Source organism: Geobacillus sp. FSL K6-0789 (assembly GCF_038593135.1).
GTDB classification, from domain to species: domain Bacteria; phylum Bacillota; class Bacilli; order Bacillales; family Anoxybacillaceae; genus Geobacillus; species Geobacillus stearothermophilus.
The window spans coordinates 433,252-455,973 of the sequence record NZ_CP151966.1; the positions used below are offsets into that span (position 1 = coordinate 433,252).

The 22,722-nt window shown below is 50.2% G+C and carries 18 protein-coding genes, 3 pseudogenes and 1 riboswitch; of the genes and pseudogenes, 14 read left to right on the plus strand and 7 right to left on the minus strand.

From position 1 onward, the window contains the following. The first annotated feature begins 94 nt into the window (after positions 1 to 94). The 6 genes from NSQ51_RS02165 to NSQ51_RS02190 all read left to right on the plus strand — a co-directional run bounded on the left by NSQ51_RS02165 (position 95) and on the right by NSQ51_RS02190 (position 7,089). Entirely contained in the window at positions 95 to 1,138 is a 1,044-nt protein-coding gene (locus NSQ51_RS02165) for an NDP-sugar synthase (RefSeq protein ID WP_049624931.1), read from the plus strand. Next, positions 1,135 to 2,322, plus strand: a complete 1,188-nt coding sequence (locus NSQ51_RS02170; protein WP_049624930.1) for a glycosyltransferase family 4 protein — start codon at positions 1,135 to 1,137, stop codon at positions 2,320 to 2,322. The genes NSQ51_RS02165 and NSQ51_RS02170 overlap by 4 nt, the downstream gene beginning before the upstream one ends. Then, complete coding sequence (locus NSQ51_RS02175; RefSeq protein ID WP_121674107.1) at positions 2,303 to 3,418, plus strand: glycosyl transferase; 1,116 nt, start codon at positions 2,303 to 2,305, stop codon at positions 3,416 to 3,418. The genes NSQ51_RS02170 and NSQ51_RS02175 overlap by 20 nt, the downstream gene beginning before the upstream one ends. Beyond that, positions 3,369 to 4,778 (plus strand): phosphomannomutase/phosphoglucomutase, encoded by a 1,410-nt coding sequence (locus NSQ51_RS02180; protein WP_049624929.1) that lies wholly within the window; start codon positions 3,369 to 3,371, stop codon positions 4,776 to 4,778. Before NSQ51_RS02175 ends, NSQ51_RS02180 begins: the two co-directional genes overlap by 50 nt. A gap of 403 nt (positions 4,779 to 5,181) precedes the next feature. Next, positions 5,182 to 5,595 carry an RDD family protein gene (locus NSQ51_RS02185; RefSeq protein WP_033013917.1) on the plus strand — a complete coding sequence of 138 codons (414 nt, stop codon included), beginning with the start codon at positions 5,182 to 5,184 and terminating at the stop codon, positions 5,593 to 5,595. A 240-nt stretch (positions 5,596 to 5,835) separates the two neighbouring features. Then, positions 5,836 to 7,089, plus strand: coding sequence for a methyl-accepting chemotaxis protein (locus tag NSQ51_RS02190; RefSeq protein WP_049625227.1), 1,254 nt, complete (start codon positions 5,836 to 5,838; stop codon positions 7,087 to 7,089). A 135-nt stretch (positions 7,090 to 7,224) separates the two neighbouring features. Further along, a riboswitch (TPP riboswitch) is annotated at positions 7,225 to 7,338 on the plus strand. A gap of 18 nt (positions 7,339 to 7,356) precedes the next feature. Here NSQ51_RS02190 and NSQ51_RS02195 read toward each other — a convergent pair. Continuing rightward, the gene (locus NSQ51_RS02195) at positions 7,357 to 7,515 is read right to left on the minus strand and encodes a hypothetical protein (RefSeq protein WP_155266780.1); all 159 of its coding nucleotides are present in this window, start codon (positions 7,513 to 7,515) and stop codon (positions 7,357 to 7,359) included. Between NSQ51_RS02195 and thiC the strand changes: the two genes are divergently transcribed. Continuing rightward, positions 7,493 to 9,193 (plus strand): phosphomethylpyrimidine synthase ThiC, encoded by a 1,701-nt coding sequence (gene thiC, locus NSQ51_RS02200; RefSeq protein WP_049625226.1) that lies wholly within the window; start codon positions 7,493 to 7,495, stop codon positions 9,191 to 9,193. The two genes, NSQ51_RS02195 and thiC, sit on opposite strands and share 23 nt — an antisense overlap. A gap of 354 nt (positions 9,194 to 9,547) precedes the next feature. Next, positions 9,548 to 10,996, plus strand: coding sequence for an IS66-like element ISBst12 family transposase (locus tag NSQ51_RS02205; RefSeq protein WP_342462725.1), 1,449 nt, complete (start codon positions 9,548 to 9,550; stop codon positions 10,994 to 10,996). Positions 10,997 to 11,049: 53 nt separating this feature from the next. Here NSQ51_RS02205 and NSQ51_RS02210 read toward each other — a convergent pair whose 3' ends face one another. The 3 genes from NSQ51_RS02210 to NSQ51_RS02220 all read right to left on the minus strand — a co-directional run bounded on the left by NSQ51_RS02210 (position 11,050) and on the right by NSQ51_RS02220 (position 13,036). Then, complete coding sequence (locus tag NSQ51_RS02210) at positions 11,050 to 11,322, minus strand: hypothetical protein (protein WP_121650223.1); 273 nt, start codon at positions 11,320 to 11,322, stop codon at positions 11,050 to 11,052. Next, entirely contained in the window at positions 11,315 to 11,668 is a 354-nt protein-coding gene (locus NSQ51_RS02215; RefSeq protein ID WP_003353791.1) for a hypothetical protein, read from the minus strand. Before NSQ51_RS02215 ends, NSQ51_RS02210 begins: the two co-directional genes overlap by 8 nt. A 234-nt stretch (positions 11,669 to 11,902) precedes the next feature. Further along, a complete protein-coding gene (locus NSQ51_RS02220) occupies positions 11,903 to 13,036 on the minus strand; it encodes an IS4 family transposase (RefSeq protein WP_121678437.1) in 1,134 nt (377 codons plus the stop codon). Positions 13,037 to 13,156: 120 nt separating this feature from the next. Here NSQ51_RS02220 and NSQ51_RS02225 point away from each other — a divergent pair. The 5 genes and pseudogenes from NSQ51_RS02225 to NSQ51_RS02245 form a co-directional block, all read left to right on the plus strand. Then, positions 13,157 to 14,152 (plus strand): annotated as a pseudogene (locus tag NSQ51_RS02225) (IS701 family transposase); the annotation flags it as partial. A gap of 153 nt (positions 14,153 to 14,305) precedes the next feature. Beyond that, positions 14,306 to 14,851: a DUF6431 domain-containing protein gene (locus NSQ51_RS02230; protein ID WP_033011705.1), complete on the plus strand. Its 546-nt coding sequence runs from the start codon at positions 14,306 to 14,308 to the stop codon at positions 14,849 to 14,851. Positions 14,852 to 15,003: 152 nt separating this feature from the next. Then, on the plus strand, positions 15,004 to 16,257 hold the full coding sequence (locus NSQ51_RS02235; protein ID WP_117219280.1) for an IS481 family transposase: 1,254 nt from the start codon (positions 15,004 to 15,006) through the stop codon (positions 16,255 to 16,257). Beyond that, positions 16,250 to 17,050 carry an AAA family ATPase gene (locus tag NSQ51_RS02240; protein WP_064213564.1) on the plus strand — a complete coding sequence of 267 codons (801 nt, stop codon included), beginning with the start codon at positions 16,250 to 16,252 and terminating at the stop codon, positions 17,048 to 17,050. Before NSQ51_RS02235 ends, NSQ51_RS02240 begins: the two co-directional genes overlap by 8 nt. A gap of 206 nt (positions 17,051 to 17,256) precedes the next feature. Then, positions 17,257 to 17,454 (plus strand): annotated as a pseudogene (locus tag NSQ51_RS02245) (IS701 family transposase); the annotation flags it as partial. 52 nt (positions 17,455 to 17,506) lie between these two features. Here the strand turns inward: NSQ51_RS02245 and NSQ51_RS02250 are convergent. Beyond that, a complete protein-coding gene (locus NSQ51_RS02250; protein WP_049626802.1) occupies positions 17,507 to 18,244 on the minus strand; it encodes an abortive infection family protein in 738 nt (245 codons plus the stop codon). A gap of 154 nt (positions 18,245 to 18,398) precedes the next feature. On the opposite strand from NSQ51_RS02250, the pseudogene NSQ51_RS02255 reads away from it, so the two are divergent. After that, positions 18,399 to 19,846, plus strand: a pseudogene (locus tag NSQ51_RS02255) (IS66 family transposase). A 132-nt stretch (positions 19,847 to 19,978) separates the two neighbouring features. Here NSQ51_RS02255 and NSQ51_RS02260 read toward each other — a convergent pair. Both NSQ51_RS02260 and NSQ51_RS02265 read right to left on the minus strand, forming a co-directional pair. Then, positions 19,979 to 21,112 carry an IS4-like element IS5377 family transposase gene (locus tag NSQ51_RS02260; protein WP_015374614.1) on the minus strand — a complete coding sequence of 378 codons (1,134 nt, stop codon included), beginning with the start codon at positions 21,110 to 21,112 and terminating at the stop codon, positions 19,979 to 19,981. Between the two features lie 369 nt (positions 21,113 to 21,481). After that, positions 21,482 to 22,669 (minus strand): IS701 family transposase, encoded by a 1,188-nt coding sequence (locus NSQ51_RS02265; RefSeq protein WP_049625563.1) that lies wholly within the window; start codon positions 22,667 to 22,669, stop codon positions 21,482 to 21,484. Positions 22,670 to 22,722 lie beyond the last annotated feature (53 nt).

A 22,722-nucleotide genomic window follows, 5' to 3' on the forward strand; every position in this document is an offset into this window, starting at 1 on the left:
AGTGCTAGCAATATATGAACTACTTTCATTTTCACGTTCATCCGTCAAAAAAGGTGTCTATTTTTGTGAAAAAAAGATATGGAGGGATGACGAAATGAAAGCATTGTTGCTGGCAGGAGGATTAGGTACGCGTCTTCGTCCATTGACCGAAAACATCCCCAAACCGATGGCCCCGATTGCGAACCGGCCATGGCTTGAACACCTCATCGTTCATCTTCGCGACCAAGGAGTCAACGAATTTGTCATCGCCGCCCATCATTGTTCAGAAGTGATCCGTCGCTATTTCGAAGATGGGAAGCGCTGGAACGTCAAGATTACATACGCGCTCGAACCGTTCCCGCTCGGAACGGCTGGGGCGATCAAAAACGCCGAGCGCTGGCTGAAGGAACGGTTTCTCGTGTTTAACGCCGACATTGTGCATTTGCCGCAATTGATCCCGCTGCTTGATTTCCATCGTCAACATGGCGGTTTGGCGACCATTGTTTTAACGGAAGTAGACGATCCTTCTTCCTATGGGGTCGTAGAACAAGACGACAGCGGGCGAATTTTGCGCTTTATCGAAAAGCCGCGCCGCGAAGAAGCGCCATCGAACCGGATCAACGCCGGCATGTATATTTTGGAGCCAGAGGTGATGCGCTATATCCCGGCGGAGCGGGAAGTGTCGATTGAACGCGAAACATTCCCGCTGCTGATCGAAAGGAATGTCGGTGTCTATGGCATCGTCAGTGACGGATACTGGCGTGATATGGGGACGCCGGCCCGCTACCGCCAAGTTCACTGGGATGCGTTGCGTCGGGAGTTTCCGATTCCGCTGAAAGGCCGTGAAATCCAGCCAGGGGTATTTGTCGGCGAACATGTCGAGATTGGGTCGGGCGTCTTGTTTGTACCGCCTGTGCTCATCGGCGACCATGTGAAAATCGGACGGCAGGCTGTGATCGGCCCGAATGCGGTCATCGGCGACCGCTGCCAAATTGGCGCCCGCGTCCATTGCGCGCAGACCATCGTTTGGGACCGCTCTGTCATTCGTGACCGCAGCCGTTTGCAAAACAGCATTTTCGGCTATCGGACGGTGACGCCGGCGGGAAAAGTGTTCGAAGATTCGATTATTAATCAGTTCAAGGAGGCGGTGCAAGCATGATTCGAATTGCCTACGTCAGCACGTATCCGCCGCGGCGGTGCGGGCTGGCGACGTTTACGGAACATTTGCGGCAAAGTATTGACGGCGTCCGCGGACCGTCCGATGGCGACCGCATCATCGTGTTGTACAACGAAAGCGACGGCGATGACGCCTATCGCCACAACCCGGCGTATTGGCCGCTCCCGGCGCAAAACCGCGCGGCGTATGCCGAAATGGCGAAACGGGTGAATGAGAGCGACATCGATGTTGTCGTCCTGCAGCATGAATTTGGCATTTTCGGCGGCGAGGCAGGCGAATACATTCTCGATTTCATCGCGGCGCTCGAAAAGCCGCTCGTGACGACGTTCCATACGGTGTTTGCCGAACCGCCGCTGCCGTACCGCCCGATTCAAGAAAAAATCGCGGCGGCAAGCGACGCCATCATCGTCATGAACCGGCAGGCGATCCCGTATTTGGTCAAAGCGTTTGGCTTGCCGGAAGAAAAAATTGTCTACATTCCGCACGGTGCTCCAGGCCCAAGCAGCGAAAATCGCGATTCGCTTCGCCGACGCCTCGGATTCAGCGGCCGCAAAGTGATGTTGACGTTCGGGCTTCTAAGCCGCGGCAAAGGAATCGAGTCGGTGCTCGCCGCATTGCCGGGCGTCGTGCGCAAGGTGCCGGAAGCGCTGTATGTCATCGCCGGACAGACACATCCGGAAGTGAAAAAACGGGAGGGCGAGGCGTACCGCGATGAACTGAAAGCGTTGATTCATCGGCTTGGACTCGACGGCCATGTCCGCATGGAGGACCGGTATTTCAGCGAAGAAGAGCTGATTGATTATTTGACGGCGTGCGATTTGTATGTCACCCCGTACCCGGGCATTCAGCAAATTACAAGCGGCACGCTTGCCTATGCGGTCGGCGTCGGCCGTCCGGTCGTTTCGACGCCGTATGAGCATGCGCGCGATTTGTTGCGGGGCTGCGAGGAGCTACTGTTGCCGTATGGCGATACCGCCCGATGGGAAGAGCGGCTTGGGCAGCTGTTGGCCGATGAGGCGGCGTTAAAACGCTGGGAAGAAACCGTGCGCCAAATTGGGGCGAACACGCATTGGCCGCGCATCGGCGAACAGCATGTCGCCTTATTTGAGCGCGTGTGCGCCGCAAAACGCGGGGAGGTGAAGGCGGTTGGTTTCGTCGGTCATTAAGTTCGACCATCTCGAGCGCATGACTGACGACACCGGGTTGCTCGAGCATAGCCTCGGCCGCATTCCGCGGCGGCGCGAAGGGTATTCGACCGATGACAACGCCCGCGCCATATGGGCGTGCCTCGAGTGGCTGGCGTTGCTCGACGATCAAGAAACAAAGGAGCGGCTGTATCGTCTGCTTGACCGATATTTGGCCTTTTTGCTTTGGGCGCAAAACGATGACGGGACGTTCCATAACAACTTTTTCTTCGATCGGACGAAAGAGGAAGAGACGCCCTCAGACGACTGCTTCGGGCGGTCGTTTTGGGCGGCGGCGATCGCGTATAAGCAATTGGATGATGCGGCGCGGCGCGAGGCGGCTGCGGACATGTTGAGGAGGGCGCTGCCGGCGGCATGGGAGCTTCGCTCGCTGCGCGGCGTCGCCTGGGGGGTGGCCACTTGCGGCGTCTTATTGACAGAAGGACGCCCGCTTGGCATCGATCAAGAGGAAGTGGCAGCTTTGGCTGCACGGCTTGAGCAGCGGCTGCTTGCGGCGTATTGGGAGCATGCTGGCGACGATTGGCATTGGTATGAGCCGGAGTTGACGTACGCCAACGGGGTGCTGCCGTGGGCGCTTTGGACGGCATATCGGCGCGCGCCGCGGGATGAGGTGAAGGAAGTGGCGGAAAAAAGCCTTGCTTTCCTTATTGAAAAAATGAGCGGACCGGGAGGTGTCATCCGTCCGGTCGGCAACCGCGGCTGGTGCAGCCGCCGCTACCGCGCCGATTGGGATCAACAGCCGCTTGATGTGATGAAGCTCGCTTTGGCGGCGCGCGAAGCGTATTGGGCAACGGACGACGAGCGTTATCGCGGCGTCGTCCGCCGCTGCCTCGCTTGGTTTTACGGACAAAACGACGGCAACGCGCCGCTTGCGGACCCAAGCGACGGCAGTTGCTGCGACGGGCTTAGCCCGAACGGCCCGAACCCGAATCGAGGGGCGGAGTCAACATTGTCGTACTTGTTAACAGCAGCAATCGCTCAATCAATTTCGGTGGAGGTGGTTGTCGATGAATACGTCAACAACGAAACCGTTCGCATGGCCAGCACACGTGTTTAAAGAATACGACATCCGCGGACGAGCCGGAGAGGAGCTCGATGAGTCGTTCGCGTATTGGCTCGGACGGGCCTTTGCCGACATGATGCAAAAGGAAGGCGAGAAGAGGGCGGTTGTCGGTCATGACAATCGTCTGTCATCGCCTGGCTTGCATCGGGCGCTCAAAGATGGGCTGCTCGATGGCGGCTGCGATGTCGTCGATATTGGGCTTTCGACGACGCCGATGTTTTACTACAGCTTATACTACACGAACATTCCATGCGGCATGATCATCACCGCCAGCCATAACCCAGGGGATGAGAACGGATTTAAAATCGCCATGGGGAAAACGACAATTTATGGCGAGCGCATCCAAGCGCTGCGGCGGGCGATGGAGCGGCTCAGCCAGGAACAGCCGCGTCCTGAAACAGCGCGCGGGCGCGAGGAAACGCTTGACCTTGCTCCGGCCTATATCAAGATGTTGAAGGAGAAAATTAAGCTCGGTCCGCGCAAGCTGAAGGTCGTCGTCGACTGCGGCAACGGCACCCCATCGATCATTGCGCCACAAGTGCTCAAAGAGTGGGGATGTGATGTCATCCCGCTTTACTGTGAATCCGATCCGACGTTTCCGAATCATCATCCGGACCCGGTCGTGCCGGAGAACTTAACGGACTTGATTGAGATGGTGCGCAAGGAGCAGGCGGATCTTGGCATCGCGTTTGACGGCGACGGCGACCGGATCGGAGTCGTGGATGAAACGGGTGCGATCCGCTGGGGCGACCAACTGATGGTGCTGTTCTGGCGCGAAATTTTGAAGCGCCATCCGGGAGCCGACGCGCCCGTCGAAGTGAAATGTTCGCAAGCGCTAGTTGAGGAAATTGAGCGGCTCGGCGGGAAACCGTTCTTCCATCGCACCGGCCATTCGCACGTCAAAGCGACGTTGCGCCGTCGTCCGGAGATCCCGTTTGCCGGTGAAATGTCTGGTCATTTGTTCTTCAATGATGAGTTTTACGGCTATGACGATGCGCTGTACGCCGCTGGGCGCCTGCTTCGATTACTGTCGCACGATGAGCGCCCGCTGTCCGAGTGGTTCGCCGACGTGCCGCAGTACGCCGCGACGCCGGAGACACGCGTCGCTTGCCCGGAAGAGAAAAAAGCGGCTGCCATTGCCAGAGTAAAAGAGAAATTTGCCGGCCGTTTCCCTGTTGTCGATGTGGATGGCGCCCGCATCCAGTTCCCAGACGGCTGGGGGTTGGTGCGGCCGTCGAACACGCAGCCGATTCTTGTGTTGCGTGCAGAAGCCAAGACGGAGGCTGCATTGGCGGAGATTAAGCGGCAGCTGGCTGATTGCCTCGCTACCCTTGAATTGCGCATTGACTGGTGACGCCTTTTCACCGAATGGTCTGCGCTTGTCGCCCTTTGTCCGTTTCAAAAGATTCGTTCCGGCGTGGGTCGTCCGTAGGGATCCCACGCCGGTTTATTTTTGTTGTGAGGGGGCTCATGCTTGATTTCTTGCAAATGGTTTGTCCATAATAGATAAGGATAAAACCCAACGAAGCGGTGGCGTTGTAAGGTCTTTTAAGAAACTTATTGAAGAGCGGTGTTTCCCCTCAAATCGCCGTCCTTCTTGAGCCCTCCAACGCTCACACCCCAAACAGGCGGGGAAAATTCAAGGGAGGGCCGCCTTGGACGGATGTAGATTTCTTTTTGAAATTTGGCTAAAATAAAGGCAATTCGCTGTCAGGAGCGAATACAATGATAGAAAGGGCAGGAGGAGGGAAAACCGTATGGCGGTGACGAACCCGGTGGGGTTTTGGAAGCGGTTGTTGGCTAATATATTGGATGCGATTGTCGTTGGCATTCCGATTTCGATCATCGGCTATTTCATCACGGGCAGTTGGGAAACGAACTGGTTTACGTCATTGGCGAACATCCTTTACGCGTTAATCGTTCCTGCTGTTTGGTACGGATATACGGTCGGCAAGCGGATGCTTGGCATCCGGATTGCGAAAGTGAACGGCGGCAAAGTCGGCATCGGCACAATGTTTTTGCGCTCGTTCGTTGGCGGACTCGTATACTTTATCACGTTCGGCATTGGTCTCATTATTAGTGCGATTATGGTCGCGGCGAGAGAAGACAAACGGTCGATTCACGATTTTATTGCCGGGACGTATGTGACAACGGAAAAACCGGCGGTGTAAAGCGGAAAACAACAGGTGGTGCCCCAATCGAACGGGGCGCCTTTTCTTATTTTCGTCACCGATTATAGGCGATCAAAAGCATGATGTTTTTGTGCGGGTCCTTGTTAGATCAGAAAACTTTGCAACCACCCCTATTCATGATTAGGACTAGGAAGGAAAATGGACGTTCATTCACGAATCTATTTATGTGGTAAAGAAATAAGAAAGGTGTTTGCATCATGGCAAAAGGAGGAGAGCGTTTTGTCATTAGCAAGTTATATCATCCGCACCATGTTCATCGTCATCCCTGGCACAGCGGCGATCGGCCTTGTGATATGCCTGGCCAATGGCATTCGCGGGGCGGCGTTTTGGTGGACGCTTGCTGCCATCATGCTATTCGGGGCGGTGGTCGGCTTGGTTTCATCGACGCTCAACTACCGGCGGTTTGTCGCGCCGATCGCTGTCATCAATGAACATGTAAGCAAAATGACAGAGGGGGACTTGAAGACGCGCATGCCGCTTGATCGCGTGCAGCAGCTGCGGCCGATCGCGGCTGCGTTCAACCGTATGGCCGATGCATGGCAGGAAGTGATGGGCAGCGTGCAGCATCATGCCGAAGAGGTGGCGCAAGTGTCCGGCCAGTTGGCCGCTGTCGCTGAGCAGACGACGAAAGCGACAGAGCAAATTGCGACAACGATGGAAACGCTTGCGGCAAGTGCGGAGGAGCAGGCTGATGCTGTCCGCACCACCGCCGCGTCCGTGCATGATATTTCCCAAACATTGAGCGACGTCGCTTTCCATACGAAAGAAGTGGCGCACCGGGCTGAGAAAACATCGGCGAAAGCAGAGGACGGCAAGCAGTCAATCGGACAAATGTCCGAGCAAATGCAGTTCATTTACGACCACGTTCAAGCGCTTGGCCAGGTCGTTCAAAGGCTCGGGGAGCGCTCGAATGAGATTGGACAAATTACGGAAGCGATCACCGGCATTGCGTCGCAGACGAATTTGTTGGCGCTCAATGCCGCGATCGAAGCGGCGCGCGCCGGCGAGCAAGGGAAAGGGTTTGCGGTTGTCGCGGATGAAGTGCGCAAGCTCGCAGAACAATCCGCGCGCTCCGCGCAACAAATTTCCGAGCTGATCGGCTACATTCAAGAAGAAACGAAGCGGGCGGTTTCGTCTGCCGAACAGGTGATCTCCGAAGTGGCGAAAGGATTGAACGTGGCGGCGGCATGCGGCCAATCATTTGCCCATATTCGCGAGGAGGTCGGCCAAGTGAGCAAACAAATTGGACAAGTATCGTCCGCCATCGAGCAAATGAAGGAGCATGCCCGCCAAGTGAACGACGCACTCCAACAGATGACCAATATTGTCGAACAGTCAGCGTCCGGTGCGGCCAACGTATCGGCAGCGACGCAGGAACAAATGGCTTCCGTCGAGGAAATCGCCTCTTCGTCGACATCGCTCGGTCAGATGGCGGAAGAGATGCGGGCAATGCTGAAGAAATTTTCTGTGTGAGTGAGGAAAAGGACGCTTTCTTCGAGAAAGAGGGGCTTTCAAACGACGTGTGGGAGTCAACGTTTGGAATAAAATGGTTTGCATCTTTGCCAATTGCCTGATAAAATAAAAAAAGTCAGTCATCATGGTTATACGCTCATCTGCTAGGGGAGTCCGGGAGCCGGGCTGAGAAAAGAACGCGATGAAGTTCTTTGACCCTTTGAACCTGATCTGGGTCATGCCAGCGTAGGGAAGCAGGCAGCGGGAACAGATGGACGCACAGGCTGTTCATTTGGCCTTTTTGCCTTGATCGGGTTCCGTTCGTTTTGCGGAACCCGTTTTTGCGTAAATATCCCCCGTTTTTGCCTCTCTTTTGCTGGTGCGGCTGCAGGTCTCAACCACCATTTCAAAGGAGGAAAGCCGCATGGAAAACATCCGCTCGTTCATGTCATTTCCAGCCAGCCGCAAGGTGTACATTGAAGGATCGCGCAAGGATGTGCGCGTGCCGATGAGAGAGATCGTGTTGTCGCCGACGAAAACGCCGCAAGGAACGGTGGAAAACGAGCCGGTGCGCGTCTATGACACAACCGGTCCATACACCGATCCTCATTTTGAGCCGGACGTCGAAAAAGGATTGCCGCCTCTTCGCCGCAACTGGATTGTTGAGCGCGGCGATGTCGAAGAAGTGAAGCCATCAGCGACCGCCGGCGTCCGCCCGCTGCCGTTCGTGCGCCGTCCATTGAGGGCAAAGCCCGGAAAAACCGTAACGCAAATGCATTATGCCAAACGGGGGATCATTACGCCAGAGATGGAGTTCGTCGCCATCCGTGAACGAATCGACCCCGAAATCGTTCGCCAGGAAGTAGCGGCCGGACGGGCGATCATTCCGGCGAACATTAATCACCCCGAGAATGAGCCGATGATCATCGGCCGTCGTTTCCATGTGAAAATTAATGCCAATATCGGCAACTCGGCTGTTTCTTCATCGATTGAAGACGAAGTGGAAAAATTGCTTTGGGCAGTGCGTTGGGGCGCCGATACGGTCATGGATTTATCGACCGGCAAACACATTCATGAAACGCGCGAGTACATCATCCGCAATTCGCCGGTCCCCGTGGGAACGGTGCCGATTTATCAGGCGCTCGAAAAGGTAGGAGGGGTGCCGGAGAAGTTAACGTGGGACGTGTATCGTGAGACGTTGATGGAGCAGGCGGAGCAAGGAGTCGACTACATGACGATCCACGCCGGTGTGCGGCTTCATTACATTCCGCTCACCGCCAACCGGACGACCGGCATCGTCTCGCGCGGCGGCTCGATCATCGCCCAATGGTGTTTGGCCCATCATGAAGAAAACTTTTTGTATACGCATTTTGAAGAAATCTGCGAGATTTTGAAACAATACGATGTCGCGATCTCCCTTGGCGACGGCTTGCGCCCCGGCTCCATCGCCGATGCGAACGATGAGGCGCAGTTTGCCGAACTGGAAACGCTTGGCGAGCTGACGAAAATCGCCTGGAAGCATGATGTGCAGGTGATGATCGAAGGGCCGGGCCACATTCCGATGCATAAAATTCGCGAAAATGTCGAGCGGGAACAGGACATTTGCCATGGAGCGCCGTTTTATACGTTAGGGCCGCTTGTCACCGACATCGCGCCGGGATACGATCACATCACGTCGGCGATTGGCGCCGCCATCATTGGCGCTTATGGAACGGCGATGCTTTGTTACGTAACGCCGAAAGAGCATTTAGGGCTGCCGAATAAAGAGGACGTACGCGCCGGGGTCGTGGCCTATAAAATCGCCGCCCATGCGGCTGATCTGGCGAAAGGGCATCCGGCCGCCCAGCAACGTGACGATGCGCTCTCGAAAGCGCGCTTTGAGTTTCGCTGGAACGACCAGTTCAACTTGTCGCTTGACCCGGAACGGGCTCGTGAGTACCATGATGAAACATTGCCGGCCGAGGCGGCGAAAACAGCTCATTTTTGTTCGATGTGCGGGCCGAAGTTTTGTTCGATGAACATTTCGCACGAGCTGCAGCGGCAAATCAAAGAGGAAGGGATGAAAGAAAAAGCGCAACAATTTATTCGGCAAGGCTCGTCGCTGTATAGTCAAAAAATAAATTAAATTGGCTCTTCACCACAACATGTACTTGACAAGCAATACAGCTTCCTGCACAAAGATTTGAAAAAATCACGGATTTGTTGATTTTCCCTTACAAGCGTAAATAGAGTTCAGAAAAAATCAAGTACAACTTTTGGTGAAGAGCCATTAAATTTAATATATATAAGTTGCAATAAAGATTTTCCGATTGTTCGATTCTGTTTTCCTTCATAACAAGTCATTTTGATAGAATGCAGCGGGCGCTCTACTGGATGTAAAACAAAGTTGTAACTATTCAGCCACATCATAAAGTGAGCTGAATATTTTCTTCTTTCCTTGTCTATGATGTGAATATTGATAGACAAGGAGGTGAATCGCATGTTGACGGTACAACAAGCTGTATTTACAGTTGAGAGCTTAATCGGCAAAGTTCAACAACAAAAACAGCTCATTCATCAACTCATTCAAGAAAATGAACATTTGCGTCACGAAAACAAACAACTACGCAAAGAAAATGAACAACTGAAGTACCGTGTTCAAGAGCTGGAAGCACGCACGAAAAAAAACAGCTCCAATAGCCATTTGCCCCCATCTTCTGACCGTTTTGAGAAAAAGCGTTCCTCCCGCGAGCCGTCTGGCAAAAAGCCTGGTGGGCAAGAGGGACATGAGGGGAAGACGCTCCGTCAAGTGGAACATCCACATCATCGCATCGTCCACCGTGTGCATACGTGTCAAGGATGTGGAGCTTCTTTGCGTGAAGTCAAACCGTTCAAAGTCGATATCCGTCAAGTGTTTGATGTCCCTCCTGTGGCGATCGAGGTGACACAACATGAACGTGAAGTGAAATCGTGTCCACATTGTCGATGCGTGCAACAAGCCGAATTCCCATCCCATGTCACGAATCATGTGCAATACGGTCCACGGCTCACGGCGCTCGTTGTTTATTTACATCATATCCAATTGATCCCGTACAAGCGTTTAAGTGATACAATCGAAGCGTTATATCAACACTCGATTAGTACAGGAACCCTTGCCAATATGGTGAAACGAGGACGCGAAGCGCTGGAATCAAATATGGACATCATCGAAGACGCCTTACTTGAATCCAACATCCTGCATGTCGATGAAACGAGTTTGCGCATCAATGGGAAACTCGCATGGGTGCATGTCGCGTGTACATCGAGATATACATACTTGGCTCCTCACGCTTCTCGTGGAAAAAAAGCGACCGATGAGATCGGGATTCTTCCCCGATATGAAGGGACGATGATGCATGATGCGTTCGGTACGTATCCGAAATACACACATGCCACCCATGCCCTTTGTCATGCCCACCATTTGCGTGAGTTAAAAGGATTCATCGAACAAGGGCATACGTGGGCGATGCGCATGACCACGTTTCTGTTAGCCGCCAAGCAAGCCGTCGAAGCCCATCACGGTGCACTTTCCGAAGAAGAAGCGAGACGGTGGGAACGAGTGTATGATCGCATCCTAGAAAGAGCACAACACCGATTAGAAACGATGACGCCTCTTCCGAAAAAAGCACTCGCTTTTGTTCGACGCCTTCAAAAACGAAAGGAAGAAGCGCTGCGTTTCTTACGTGAAGTACATGTTCCCTTTGACAACAACCAAGCCGAACGCGATCTTCGCATGGTCAAAGTCAAAGAGAACATTTCGGGTACGTTTCGCGAAGAAACATTCGCGCAGTCGTTTTGCATCGCAAGAAGCATCGTTTCCACACTGACGAAACACGAAAAAAACGTGTGGGATTCGTTATGTCTTCTGTTGACGGGTGACACGCTTGATCGCGTTCTTTCTACCACTTAGGGCATTTTCTATTACGGGGATGCCCTATTTGTGTTGCGCTTCTTTACATACTACTATCGGAGTGAATAGTTACCTTTATTTTCATTTTTCCCTGTACTATCACACGCTTCTAAATTATCCAATCTCAAACAATAAATGTGTTTTTTACTCTTATAAAAATGTAAATGTGGATAAGTTTTTGCATTATCTGGACTATCATAATAAACAGTCCACTCCCCTTTGTCATAAATCTTAGATCTACTGGCTGCATCTACTTTCTCAAATGTATTTAAAAATATAATAAATATTAAAACAAACGAAAATAATACTTTTAAAATTTTAAACATTATGTTCCTCCTTGATTTCTTCAATTAAAACATCTACTTCTTTTGAATAAATATCTTCAACTTTTTTGAAAATACATTCAAAATTCTCAGAAACATCATGTATTAAATTAATAATCTTTTCTAAATGTTTTTGATCTTCAAAATTCGATTCATTCTCAGAGAAAATATATAATTTATAATTCATTTCTGTATTTTTAATAATAAGAACTAAATCATCAAAATCATTTTCTCCATTGCTTAAATTGATATGTGGATACAACCATAATTCAAAATTAACACCTACTTCAATTCTTCTTGGAAATAATCCAGTTAAATCTTCAAAATCACATAAAATTTTAATATCCATATTCACAAATTCCTCCTTTTATTGAATATTATAAAGTATTTAATAATATGATGCTAGTATATTTTTATGGACACATCTTAGTTAAGTTTTTGGGGTCTTCACCATTTTCTGTGGTTTTCACTCAATCCCAGAAACATGTTAGCTGGATGAAATAGGTTCGTCAGTCAGGATCCTTCTTCCGCATACAGACCACGAAGTTGGTAGAATGGAAACAGTCAAGTGCACGAGTGTTGATTATCCAAAATTAGACATACGCCTTCCATAAATTTGGGCATACTCAAACAAAGCAGCGGCCATCCCGGATTTCCAATCGAGAGGAAGCTGCCCAGAGAAAAAACGGCGAACAAACGAAATGAAGGAAAGAGAGACGTTCGTCCGTTTTTTGGTTTGATCATACAGCCATCGCAGCAACACATACGCGATGAACGCCGCAAACAGTTGGTTGTATACCGCATTTTCCGTCGTGCCAAACAAGGTCGGGACATTCAGATATTGCTTCACCCAACGGAAAAAGATCTCAACAGTCCAACGTTGTTGGTACATGTCGGCAATGGTTTCCGCAGACGCATGGAAGAGGTTCGTCACGACCCGAATGTCGCGGCCATTCGCATCTCGAAAGATCACTACCCGGTGACGCTTGGTGGAGCGGTATTGTTTCGTTCCCAACTGGCACGTGAAGTCGGCTTGAACCGATGAAGATGCGCTCGGAAGGCGGTTCAAGCTTTTTTTCTGATGAAGTTCGATGTTGTCCTTCATCCGAATGACAAAGAGCTGATGCTGCTCCACAAATCGATCGAGGCGTTCGATTTTGAAATACGCCCGGTCTTCCACCAGCACTTGTTGAGCGTTCGTCAACTGTTCTCCCACCGGGCCATCATGACGCAGTCCGATGGTTTCCACCACGTCTGCCGGCAACGAGGATTCCGGCGAATACGCGACGTGCAGCTTCACTCCGGCGCGTTCGCCGTGATACGGAGCCCATGGGAGGCGGTTTTTCCCGACCGTGACGGTCGTCGAATCCACCACCCGAAGCGGTTTGGGAAACCGAAGCGAACGGCGGGTTTGGCGGTTGCACTTGGAAATGATCAACGCCAACAAGCGTTTCATGATGTCATAGGGAACTTCTTTCGCTTTCTTGGATACAGTTGAATAATGGAATCGCGGCAATCCATACAGAGGCCCCACATCGGCTCCGTGGCGAAAGCTTTTCCATTGATGCATGGCGGCCAGCAGGAAGAAGTGAATCAACTCGCGCAACGTAAAGGTTCGAGACGAATCACGATACCCAACCGCTTCGGCAATCAGTTGAATCTCTTCATCCGAAACAAGTTTTTGCATCAAATTCGGGAGTGTGGTATGCTTGTTCATAGAGAGCACCTCCTGGGTTTGTTTGTGTTGCTACTCACATTCTACAGGAAAGGTGCTCTTTTTTCTATACCCTTTGGATTTTATTGGATAATCAACACGCCTGAAGGAGGTTCATGTCTCATGAATAGATTAGCACATCACCAAGGAATCCACAAGTTTTTCTTCACGCTGGGGTTGACGCTGCAGCTTTCCAAACCGGTCATCAAGCATCTCATTCATATTGTCGATGCCTTGACCACCAAGGGATTCTCGGGAACATTGACTGATATTCATTACTGGAGCTTTCATCCGAATCATCGAACGACGCTCCGTCACTTTTTCACGAAAAGCCCTTGGAACGAGGAAAGGCTGCTTGGGAAGCTTCAAGAGTGGATCCTTTCCCAGGTCGAACGACTGGCCAAACGGAAGAATCAACCCCTTTTTGTTTCGATTGATGATACGATTTGCCAAAAAACAAAGCCTTCGTCACGGGCTGTGCACGCCATTCAAGGGTGCGACTGGCACTACTCGCATAAAGATCATCAATCGGTCTGGGGGCATTCGCTCGTTTGGCTGATGGTGCACACCTTCACGCAGGCGTTCCCATTTGCGTTCCGCCTGTATGACAAGAAAGCGGGAAAAAGCAAGATCGACCTGGCGATCGAGATGCTTTCCTCGCTCAAGGTGAAGCGGGCTCAGCCGGTGTATGTGCTCATGGATTCGTGGTATCCGTCTAAGAAGCTCATCGAAGCCTGTCTGAAACAGGGATTCCATGTCATCGCGATGCTCAAGACGAACCGGATTCTCTACCCGAAAGGCATCGCCATCCAAGCCAAGCAGTTCGCCCGCTATATCGAGTCCAAAGACACCCGCCTCGTCACGGTGGGGCAGGAGCGTTATCGCGTGTATCGCTATGAGGGGGCCATCCATGGCCTCGATGACGCGGTGGTGCTGCTGGCTTGGAAGGCGGATCAGCCGATGGCGCCGGAACATCTTCATTGCATCTTGAGCACCGACCGGGAACTCGGGGACGAAGACATCTTGCGTTACTACGCCCAGCGCTGGACGATCGAGTGCTTTTTCCGGCAGGCGAAAGATCAACTGAAGCTGGATGGATACCGCGTTCGCCACATTCGGGTGTAAATTATCACTTTATTTCGGAACAAAAGAGACATTTTTTTGCACATTCCTTCAGAAAGCCCTCTCCCCTTTTCTGAAAGAATGTGCTAAATTTTTTGTGAATTATTTCGGAAGAGAAAATCCATCGGTTCATAGGAGGGGGAGGAGGACGTGATCCAATTTCATGACTTTGGCATTGACGTCCAAACGTATGCAGAGCGTGGAAAAGAAAACGACTTCCCTCTTCTGAAAAAGTGTCCGCATTGCCGGGCCAAGCGCCCGTTGCACCGCCACGGTTACTATGAGCGAAACGCATTGACCCCACATGGTGATTATCGCATTTGGATTGTCCGGTATCGCTGTCGGGAATGCTTGAAGACGGTGAGTGTGCTGCCTTCCTTTCTCCTCCCGTATTTTCAGTATACGTTGTCCGCCATATGGCAAGTCGTGAAAGAGCAGTTGGGATTGACCGAAAGGACGAACCAGGCTCCGTTTCTCCCGACAAAGGACGGCATCATCTTTTATGTCCGACGGTTCTACCGAAACCTATCAAGCCTTCACAGCTTTTTTGCGAGGCGGTGGAGGATCATAGGCCCTATCGTGAAAAAAGAAAAGGAACGGGCTTCTTGGTGGATCCAGACGTTAGAGGAACACGGTCTTGATTCGGCCATCAGAGAGATGTGGGAGGGCGGATTCCGACACCCTTTTGCGAATTAAATGGGATCCTGATTTTACATACATACCCTAAATTGGAAATAGTTTCGGTTCCCACAAACCTTTCCTATCGACGGAGAAAAAGCAATTCGGTACGATAAGGGCAGACGGACCGGAACGGTCCTGATTCCAAGTGAGACAAGGAGGAGATTTGAATGAATGAGTCGATGAGACACGACATTGCCCTGTTTCGGTACGGGCTAATCGCTCCGTTGGTGAATGGGCAGGTGGAACCGAAGACGTATCTGAAAGAGGTGAGCGAGCGAGTGCACCATGTTCCCCACCAGGGAGACAAACGAATCGCAGCCAAGACGATCCTCGATTGGTGCACCCGATACAAAAAAGGGGGCTTTGACGCCTTAAAGCCGAAGCGCCGTTCGGACCGCGGCCACTCAAGGCGTCTGTCGCCCGATGATGAGGATCATATTTTAGCCCTAAGAAAAGAACATCCCACCATGCCCGTGACGGTGTTCTACGAACACCTGATCGAGCAGGGGGAAATCCCAGAAAATCATACCTCTTACTTTACTATATACCGATTGTTGAAAAAACACAACCTGGTGGGAAAAGAAATCTTGCCGATGCCGGAGCGAAAGCGTTTTGCGTATGACCAGATCAATGAGCTATGGCAAGGGGACTTATCCCATGGACCCACGATTCGCGTCCATGGGAAAGCCCAGAAAACGTTTTTGATCGCGTATATCGATGACTGCTCGCGGTTAGTGCCATATGCCCAATTTTTCCCTTCGGAGAAGTTTGACGGGCTGCGGATCGTCACGAAGGAAGCGGTGCTTCGTTGCGGGAAGCCGAAACGCATTTACTCGGACAACGGGAAAATTTATCGGTCCGAGGTGCTGCAGTATGCGTGCGCCGAGATGGGAATTACGCTCATCCACACCCAGCCGTATGACCCGCAAAGCAAGGGAAAAATCGAACGGTTCTTCCGCACCGTACAGACACGGTTTTATCCACTGTTGGAGCTGAATCCGCCGAAATCGCTTGACGAGTTGAACGAGCGTTTTTGGAAGTGGCTTGAAGAGGAGTATCATCGAAAACCGCACGCCTCACTGGACGGAAAAACGCCGCATGAGGTGTTTCAATCGCAAGTGCATCTCGTGTCGTTCATCGAAGATGGCGATTGGCTGGATGCGATTTTTCTGAAACGGGAGCACCGCAAGGTGAAAGCCGATGGCACAATCACCCTGAATAAACAGCTATACGAAGTGCCGCCTCGGTTCATTGGGCAATCGATTGAGCTCCGCTATGACGAACGAGGCGTCTATGTGTACGAAGAGGGCAAACGGGTGGCGGAAGCCATTCGGGTGCGTTTGGAGGACAATGCCTATGTAAAACGCCATCGGTCCCCGTTTGCGGCGATTCCGGCGAAGGAGGGAGAACACAGTGTATAAATCGTTTTACTCCCTTTCGCGGGAGCCGTTTGCGAAAGAAACAGACCCGTCCGAGGCGTATCAAGGGGCGTCATTTCAGGAAGCGTTGCGGGCGCTGGAGTACGTGAAACGAACCCGGGGGATCGGGCTGTTGATCGGAGAGCCGGGGGCGGGCAAGACGTTCGCCCTTCGGGCGCTGAAAGAGTCATTGAATCCATCATTGTATCATGTCGTCTACTTTCCGTTATCCACCGGAGGCGTGATGGATTTTTACCGTGGACTGGCCTTGGGATTAGGAGAGGAACCGAAGTACCGCAAGGTAGACCTCTTCCGCCAAATCCAGCAGGCGATCGAGCGATTGTATCATGAACGGCGGATCACGCCGGTGTTCATTTTGGATGAGATGCATTTAGCGAAGGATGCATTTTTACAGGACATCGCGATCTTGTTCAACTTTGAGATGGATTCGACCAACCCATTTGTCTTGATTTTGGCCGGGCTGCCCCATTTACAGGGGAAGCTGCGGCTCAATCAGCACCGCCCTCTCGACCAGCGGATCATCATGCGATACCGGATGGGGCCGCTGGAGAAGGAAGAGGTGGCGGGCTACATCGAACATCGGATGAAACAGGCCGGGGCGAAGCATCCGATCTTCACCCCATCGGCGTTAGAGGCGATTGCCCTGCAGTCGCGGGGATGGCCTCGGGTGATCAACACGTTGGCCACGACGTGCCTGTTATACGGGTATCAGCTGAAAAAGGACGCCATTGACGAAGAAGTGGTGCGCATGGCCGCAGAGGAAATGGGGTATTAGCACGAAAGGGGCCGAATCGGCCTCTTTTGTGCTTTCTCTTTTCCATAGGTCCATCAGGCGCGCTGGAAATCTTCATCTGAAAGAGCGTGCAAACGTTCCGAAAGAATGTGCAAAATCCGGAACAATCCGCAAAAATTTTGCACATTATTTCCGAATCCGCCTGAAATAATTTGAAAAAGGGATTCTGAAATAATGTGCTAGTTTACATTCGGGCGGTGAAACGGTATTGGGCGGTGGTGCTGCTCTCCTGCGTGTACAGCATCGCCGAATCCCGACAAAACCTCTCCACCGGGCTGGAGCTTCTTCGGTCGCGGAAAGACCACAGCGTCGTCGAGTTCATTTATGACGCTGCAAAGCAAGAGATTCCCATTGATGTGATCAAAAAACCGCTCCGTATCGCGTAAGGGGTACCCTGTTTGTCTCTCTAACCATGGAAATTATTGTAATGAAAAATGCTCATCTACAGTTAATAATAAAAAGTGCTTCTGGTTCTCCCAATATATTTTCATTTAGGTGAGAAAAAGATCTGTTATTTCTAATATCATTTAATTTATGTAATAATTTACTGATGCTATTTATAATCGCGTTAAAATTTGGATCATTATCTACCTTAAAACAAGGATGTTCATTTTTTAATTTACTAAATATCTCTTGGATTGTGGGTCTGTCTTTTTCAAATACAATACCAGCTTCATCGCAAATTTTCTTTAAATAACCATGTAAAGCAGTATGCACTCGATCAACGGCAGATGCTGCAGAATGATTATTGATTAAAATTTCTGCTTGTTTTAATACTTCTTCTACAAGCTCATAATCTAATTCGTCAACTTTAATAAGGCCATTACCTTCGAGTTGACTTATCCATCCCTTTATTTTTGTATAAAGTCGCCTTTTGTTTTCTATTTCTGTTTTATTAAGAAAACCTTCTTCGAATCTATCTTCAAAATATTCTAACGGATATTTTTCTAATACACCCCGCAGAATTTTTGATTGTTGATATGCATCAGCTTCTGTAAGAATCTTAATAAATCTTTCTCTTGTAGTTCCTTCATAATCATTTGGATTAATGTCTAATCCACAATATGACGGATAAAATTCAGCATGCGATGCATATGAGAAATTTCCTAAATAACCATTATGAACACCTATATATGCTACAACAGAATTGATTTCTGTAGGAGATAATTTTTCCATAATATAGGTTCCCCTCCCTTTTCTAAAATTAAATAAATTGTTCAATTTCAATTTACACTTATTGTAACTATTCAGCCACATCATAAAGTGAGCTGAATATTTTCTTCTTTCCTTGTCTATGATGTGAATATTGATAGACAAGGAGGTGAATCACATGTTGACGGTACAACAAGCTGTATTTACAGTTGAGGGCTTAATCGGCAAAGTCCAACAACAAAAACAGCTCATTCATCAACTCGTTCAAGAAAATGAACATTTGCGTCACGAAAACAAACAACTACGCAAAGAAAATGAACAACTGAAGTACCGTGTTCAAGAGCTGGAAGCACGCACGAAAAAAACAGCTCCAATAGCCATTTGCCCCCATCTTCTGACCGTTTTGCCAACACACGTTCTTCCCGTCAACCATCTGGCAACAAGCCAGGCGGACAAGAAGGACATCAAGGAACGACGCTCCATCAAGTAGAACATCCACATCATCGTGTCGTCCACCGTGTGCATACGTGTCAAGGATGTGGAGCTTCTTTGCGTGAAGTCAAACCGTTCAAAGTCGATATCCGTCAAGTGTTTGATGTCCCTCCTGTGGCGATCGAGGTGACACAACATGAACGTGAAGTGAAATCGTGTCCACATTGTCGATGCGTGCAACAAGCCGAATTCCCATCCCATGTCACGAATCATGTGCAATACGGTCCACGGCTCACGGCGCTCGTTGTTTATTTACATCATATCCAATTGATCCCGTACAAGCGTTTAAGTGATACAATCGAAGCGTTATATCAACACTCGATTAGTACAGGAACCCTTGCCAATATGGTGAAACGAGGACGCGAAGCGCTGGAATCAAATATGGACATCATCGAAGACGCCTTACTTGAATCCAACATCCTGCATGTCGATGAAACGAGTTTGCGCATCAATGGGAAACTCGCATGGGTGCATGTCGCGTGTACATCGAGATATACATACTTGGCTCCTCACGCTTCTCGTGGAAAAAAAGCGACCGATGAGATCGGGATTCTTCCCCGATATGAAGGGACGATGATGCATGATGCGTTCGGTACGTATCCGAAATACACACATGCCACCCATGCCCTTTGTCATGCCCACCATTTGCGTGAGTTAAAAGGATTCATCGAACAAGGGCATACGTGGGCGATGCGCATGACCACGTTTCTGTTAGCCGCCAAGCAAGCCGTCGAAGCCCATCACGGTGCACTTTCCGAAGAAGAAGCGAGACGGTGGGAACGAGTGTATGATCGCATCCTAGAAAGAGCACAACACCGATTAGAAACGATGACGCCTCTTCCGAAAAAAGCACTCGCTTTTGTTCGACGCCTTCAAAAACGAAAGGAAGAAGCGCTGCGTTTCTTACGTGAAGTACATGTTCCCTTTGACAACAACCAAGCCGAACGCGATCTTCGCATGGTCAAAGTCAAAGAGAACATTTCGGGTACGTTTCGCGAAGAAACATTCGCGCAGTCGTTTTGCATCGCAAGAAGCATCGTTTCCACACTGACGAAACACGAAAAAAACGTGTGGGATTCGTTATGTCTTCTGTTGACGGGTGACACGCTTGATCGCGTTCTTTCTACCACTTAGGGCATTTTCTATTACGGGGATGCCCTATTTGTGTTGCGCTTCTTTACATACTACTATCGGAGTGAATAGTTACCCAAAGTTCCAACTTATATAGAACATTAAAAATTTATAATAAAAAATCACGAGTGTTGATTATCCAAAATTAGACATACGCCTTCCATAAATTTGGGCATACTCAAACAAAGCAGCGGCCATCCCGGATTTCCAATCGAGAGGAAGCTGCCCAGAGAAAAAACGGCGAACGAACGAAATGAAGGAAAGAGAGACGTTCGTCTGTTTTTTGGTTTGATCATACAGCCATCGCAGCAACACATACGCGATGAACGCCGCAAACAGTTGGTTGTATACCGCATTTTCCGTCGTGCCAAACAAGGTCGGGACATTCAGATATTGCTTCACCCAACGGAAAAAGACCTCAACAGTCCAACGTTGTTGGTACATGTCGGCAATGGTTTCCGCAGACGCATGGAAGAGGTTCGTCACGACCCGAATGTCGCGGCCATTCGCATCTCGAAAGATCACCACCCGGTGACGCTTGGTGGAGCGGCATTGTTTCGTTCCCAACTGGCACGTGAAGTCGGCTTGAACCGATGAGGATGTGCTGGAAAGGCGTTTCAAGCTTTTTTTCTGATGAAGTTCGATGTTGTCCTTCATCCGAATGACAAAGAGCTGATGCTGCTCCACAAATCGATCGAGGCGTTCGATTTTGAAATACGCCCGGTCTTCCACGAGCACTTGTTGAGCGTTCGTCAACTGTTCTCCCACCGGGCCATCATGACGCAGTCCGATGGTTTCCACCACGTCTGCCGGCAACGAGGATTCCGGCGAATACGCGACGTGCAGCTTCACTCCGGCGCGTTCGCCGTGATACGGAGCCCATGGGAGGCGGTTTTTCCCGACCGTGACGGTCGTCGAATCCACCACCCGAAGCGGTTTGGGAAACCGAAGCGAACGGCGGGTTTGGCGGTTGCACTTGGAAATGATCAACGCCAACAAGCGTTTCATGATGTCATAGGGAACTTCTTTCGCTTTCTTGGATACAGTTGAATAATGGAATCGCGGCAATCCATACAGAGGCCCCACATCGGCTCCGTGGCGAAAGCTTTTCCATTGATGCATGGCGGCCAGCAGGAAGAAGTGAATCAACTCGCGCAACGTAAAGGTTCGAGACGAATCACGATACCCAACCGCTTCGGCAATCAGTTGAATCTCTTCATCCGAAACAAGTTTTTGCATCAAATTCGGGAGTGTGGTATGCTTGTTCATAGAGAGCACCTCCTGGGTTTGTTTGTGTCGCTACTCACATTCTACAGGAAAGGTGCTCTTTTTTCTATACCCTTTGGATTTTATTGGATAATCAACACGCCTGATAAAAAATATTAAAATATAAATGAAGGAGGTGATAAATATTTTAGTAACAAGAGTCGAACAACATCAAATTAATTCCTATCATTACTTATATCATTATTGTAATGATTTATGTTTCAAATCTAAAAATCTTTACAATTATGCTAATTACATTGTTAGGCAAGAGTTTATAAATAACAATGAATGGATTCGTTATAATTCATTACTGTAGATGAGTATTTTTCATTACAGTAATTTCCATTCCCTAAGAGACAAACAGGGGACCCCTTAGGCGACATGGAGCTGTTTTTTGATCACATCAATGGGAATATCTTGCTTTGCGGCGTCATAGATGAACTCGACGACGCTGTGCCCTTTCCGAGACCGAAGAAGCTCCAGGCCGGAAGAGATGTCTTGTTGAGATTCCGCGATGCTGTATACGCAGGCTAACAGCACCACGACCCAATACCGTTTCACCGCCCGAACGTGGCGAACACGGTACCCATCGAGCTTCAGCTGGTCTTTTGCCTGCCGGAAAAAGCATTCGATCGTCCAGCGCTGGGCATAGTAACGCAAGATGTCTTCGTCACTCAGCTCCCGGTCGGTGCTCAATATGACATGGAGATGATCCGGCGTCATCGGTTGATCCGCCTTCCAAGCCAGCAGCACCACCGCGTCATCAAGACCGTTGAGCGCGCCTTCGTAGCGGTAGACACGATAGCGCTCGTTCCCCACCGTGACGAGGCGGGTGTCATTTGGCTCGATATAGCGGGCAAACTCCTTCGCTTGGATGGCGATACCTTTCGGGTAGAGAATCCGGTTCGTCTTGAGCATGGCGATGACATGGAATCCTTGTTTCAGACAGGCTTCGATGAGCGCTTGGGACGGATACCATGAATCCACGAGCACATACACCGGCTGAGCCCGCTTCCCCTTGAGCGAGGAAAGCATCTCGATCGCCAGGTCGATTTTGCTTCTTCCCGATGTCTTGTCATACAGACGAAAGGCGAACGGAAACGCTTGCGTGAAGGTGTGCACCATCAGCCAAACAAGCGAATGCCCCCAGACCAATTGATGATCGCTGTGAGAGAAATGCCAGTCACACCCTTGAATGGCGTGCGTTGCCCGTGACGAAGGCTTCGTTTTTTGGCAAATGGTATCATCAATCGAAAGGAACAGGGGTTGATTCGTCCGTTTGGCCAGGCGTTCGATCTGGCGAAGAACCCACTCCTGAAGCTTCTCAAGCAGTTTTTCCTCGTTCCAAGGGCTTTTCGTGAAAAAGTGGCTGAGCGTGGTTCGATGATTCGGATGAAAACTCCAGTACCGGACATCCGTCAATGTCCCCGAAAATCCCTTGGTCGTCAAGGCGTCGACAAGATGAACGAGATGCTTGATGACCGGCTTCGAGAAATAAAGCGCCAATCCCAGCGTCATGAAAAACTTGTGGATTCCTTGATGATGTGCTAATCTATTCATGAGACATGAACCTCCTTGTGGGTAGTTGGTAGCACATCTATTCTAACCAAGGA

Bases quoted from the DNA above. Each gene is read 5' to 3' on its own strand.
- NSQ51_RS02235 (WP_117219280.1), top strand. From the start codon at position 15,004: ATGAATGAGTCGATGAGACACGACATTGCCCTGTTTCGGTACGGGCTA.
- NSQ51_RS02215 (WP_003353791.1), bottom strand. From the start codon at position 11,668: ATGGATATTAAAATTTTATGTGATTTTGAAGATTTAACTGGATTATTT.
- NSQ51_RS02220 (WP_121678437.1), bottom strand. From the start codon at position 13,036: ATGAACAAGCATACCACACTCCCGAATTTGATGCAAAAACTTGTTTCG.
- thiC (WP_049625226.1), top strand. From the start codon at position 7,493: ATGGAAAACATCCGCTCGTTCATGTCATTTCCAGCCAGCCGCAAGGTG.
- NSQ51_RS02170 (WP_049624930.1), top strand. From the start codon at position 1,135: ATGATTCGAATTGCCTACGTCAGCACGTATCCGCCGCGGCGGTGCGGG.
- NSQ51_RS02210 (WP_121650223.1), bottom strand. From the start codon at position 11,322: ATGTTTAAAATTTTAAAAGTATTATTTTCGTTTGTTTTAATATTTATT.
- NSQ51_RS02260 (WP_015374614.1), bottom strand. From the start codon at position 21,112: ATGAACAAGCATACCACACTCCCGAATTTGATGCAAAAACTTGTTTCG.
- NSQ51_RS02265 (WP_049625563.1), bottom strand. From the start codon at position 22,669: ATGAATAGATTAGCACATCATCAAGGAATCCACAAGTTTTTCATGACG.
- NSQ51_RS02195 (WP_155266780.1), bottom strand. From the start codon at position 7,515: ATGAACGAGCGGATGTTTTCCATGCGGCTTTCCTCCTTTGAAATGGTG.
- NSQ51_RS02185 (WP_033013917.1), top strand. From the start codon at position 5,182: ATGGCGGTGACGAACCCGGTGGGGTTTTGGAAGCGGTTGTTGGCTAAT.
- NSQ51_RS02180 (WP_049624929.1), top strand. From the start codon at position 3,369: ATGAATACGTCAACAACGAAACCGTTCGCATGGCCAGCACACGTGTTT.
- NSQ51_RS02165 (WP_049624931.1), top strand. From the start codon at position 95: ATGAAAGCATTGTTGCTGGCAGGAGGATTAGGTACGCGTCTTCGTCCA.
- NSQ51_RS02205 (WP_342462725.1), top strand. From the start codon at position 9,548: ATGTTGACGGTACAACAAGCTGTATTTACAGTTGAGAGCTTAATCGGC.
- NSQ51_RS02250 (WP_049626802.1), bottom strand. From the start codon at position 18,244: ATGGAAAAATTATCTCCTACAGAAATCAATTCTGTTGTAGCATATATA.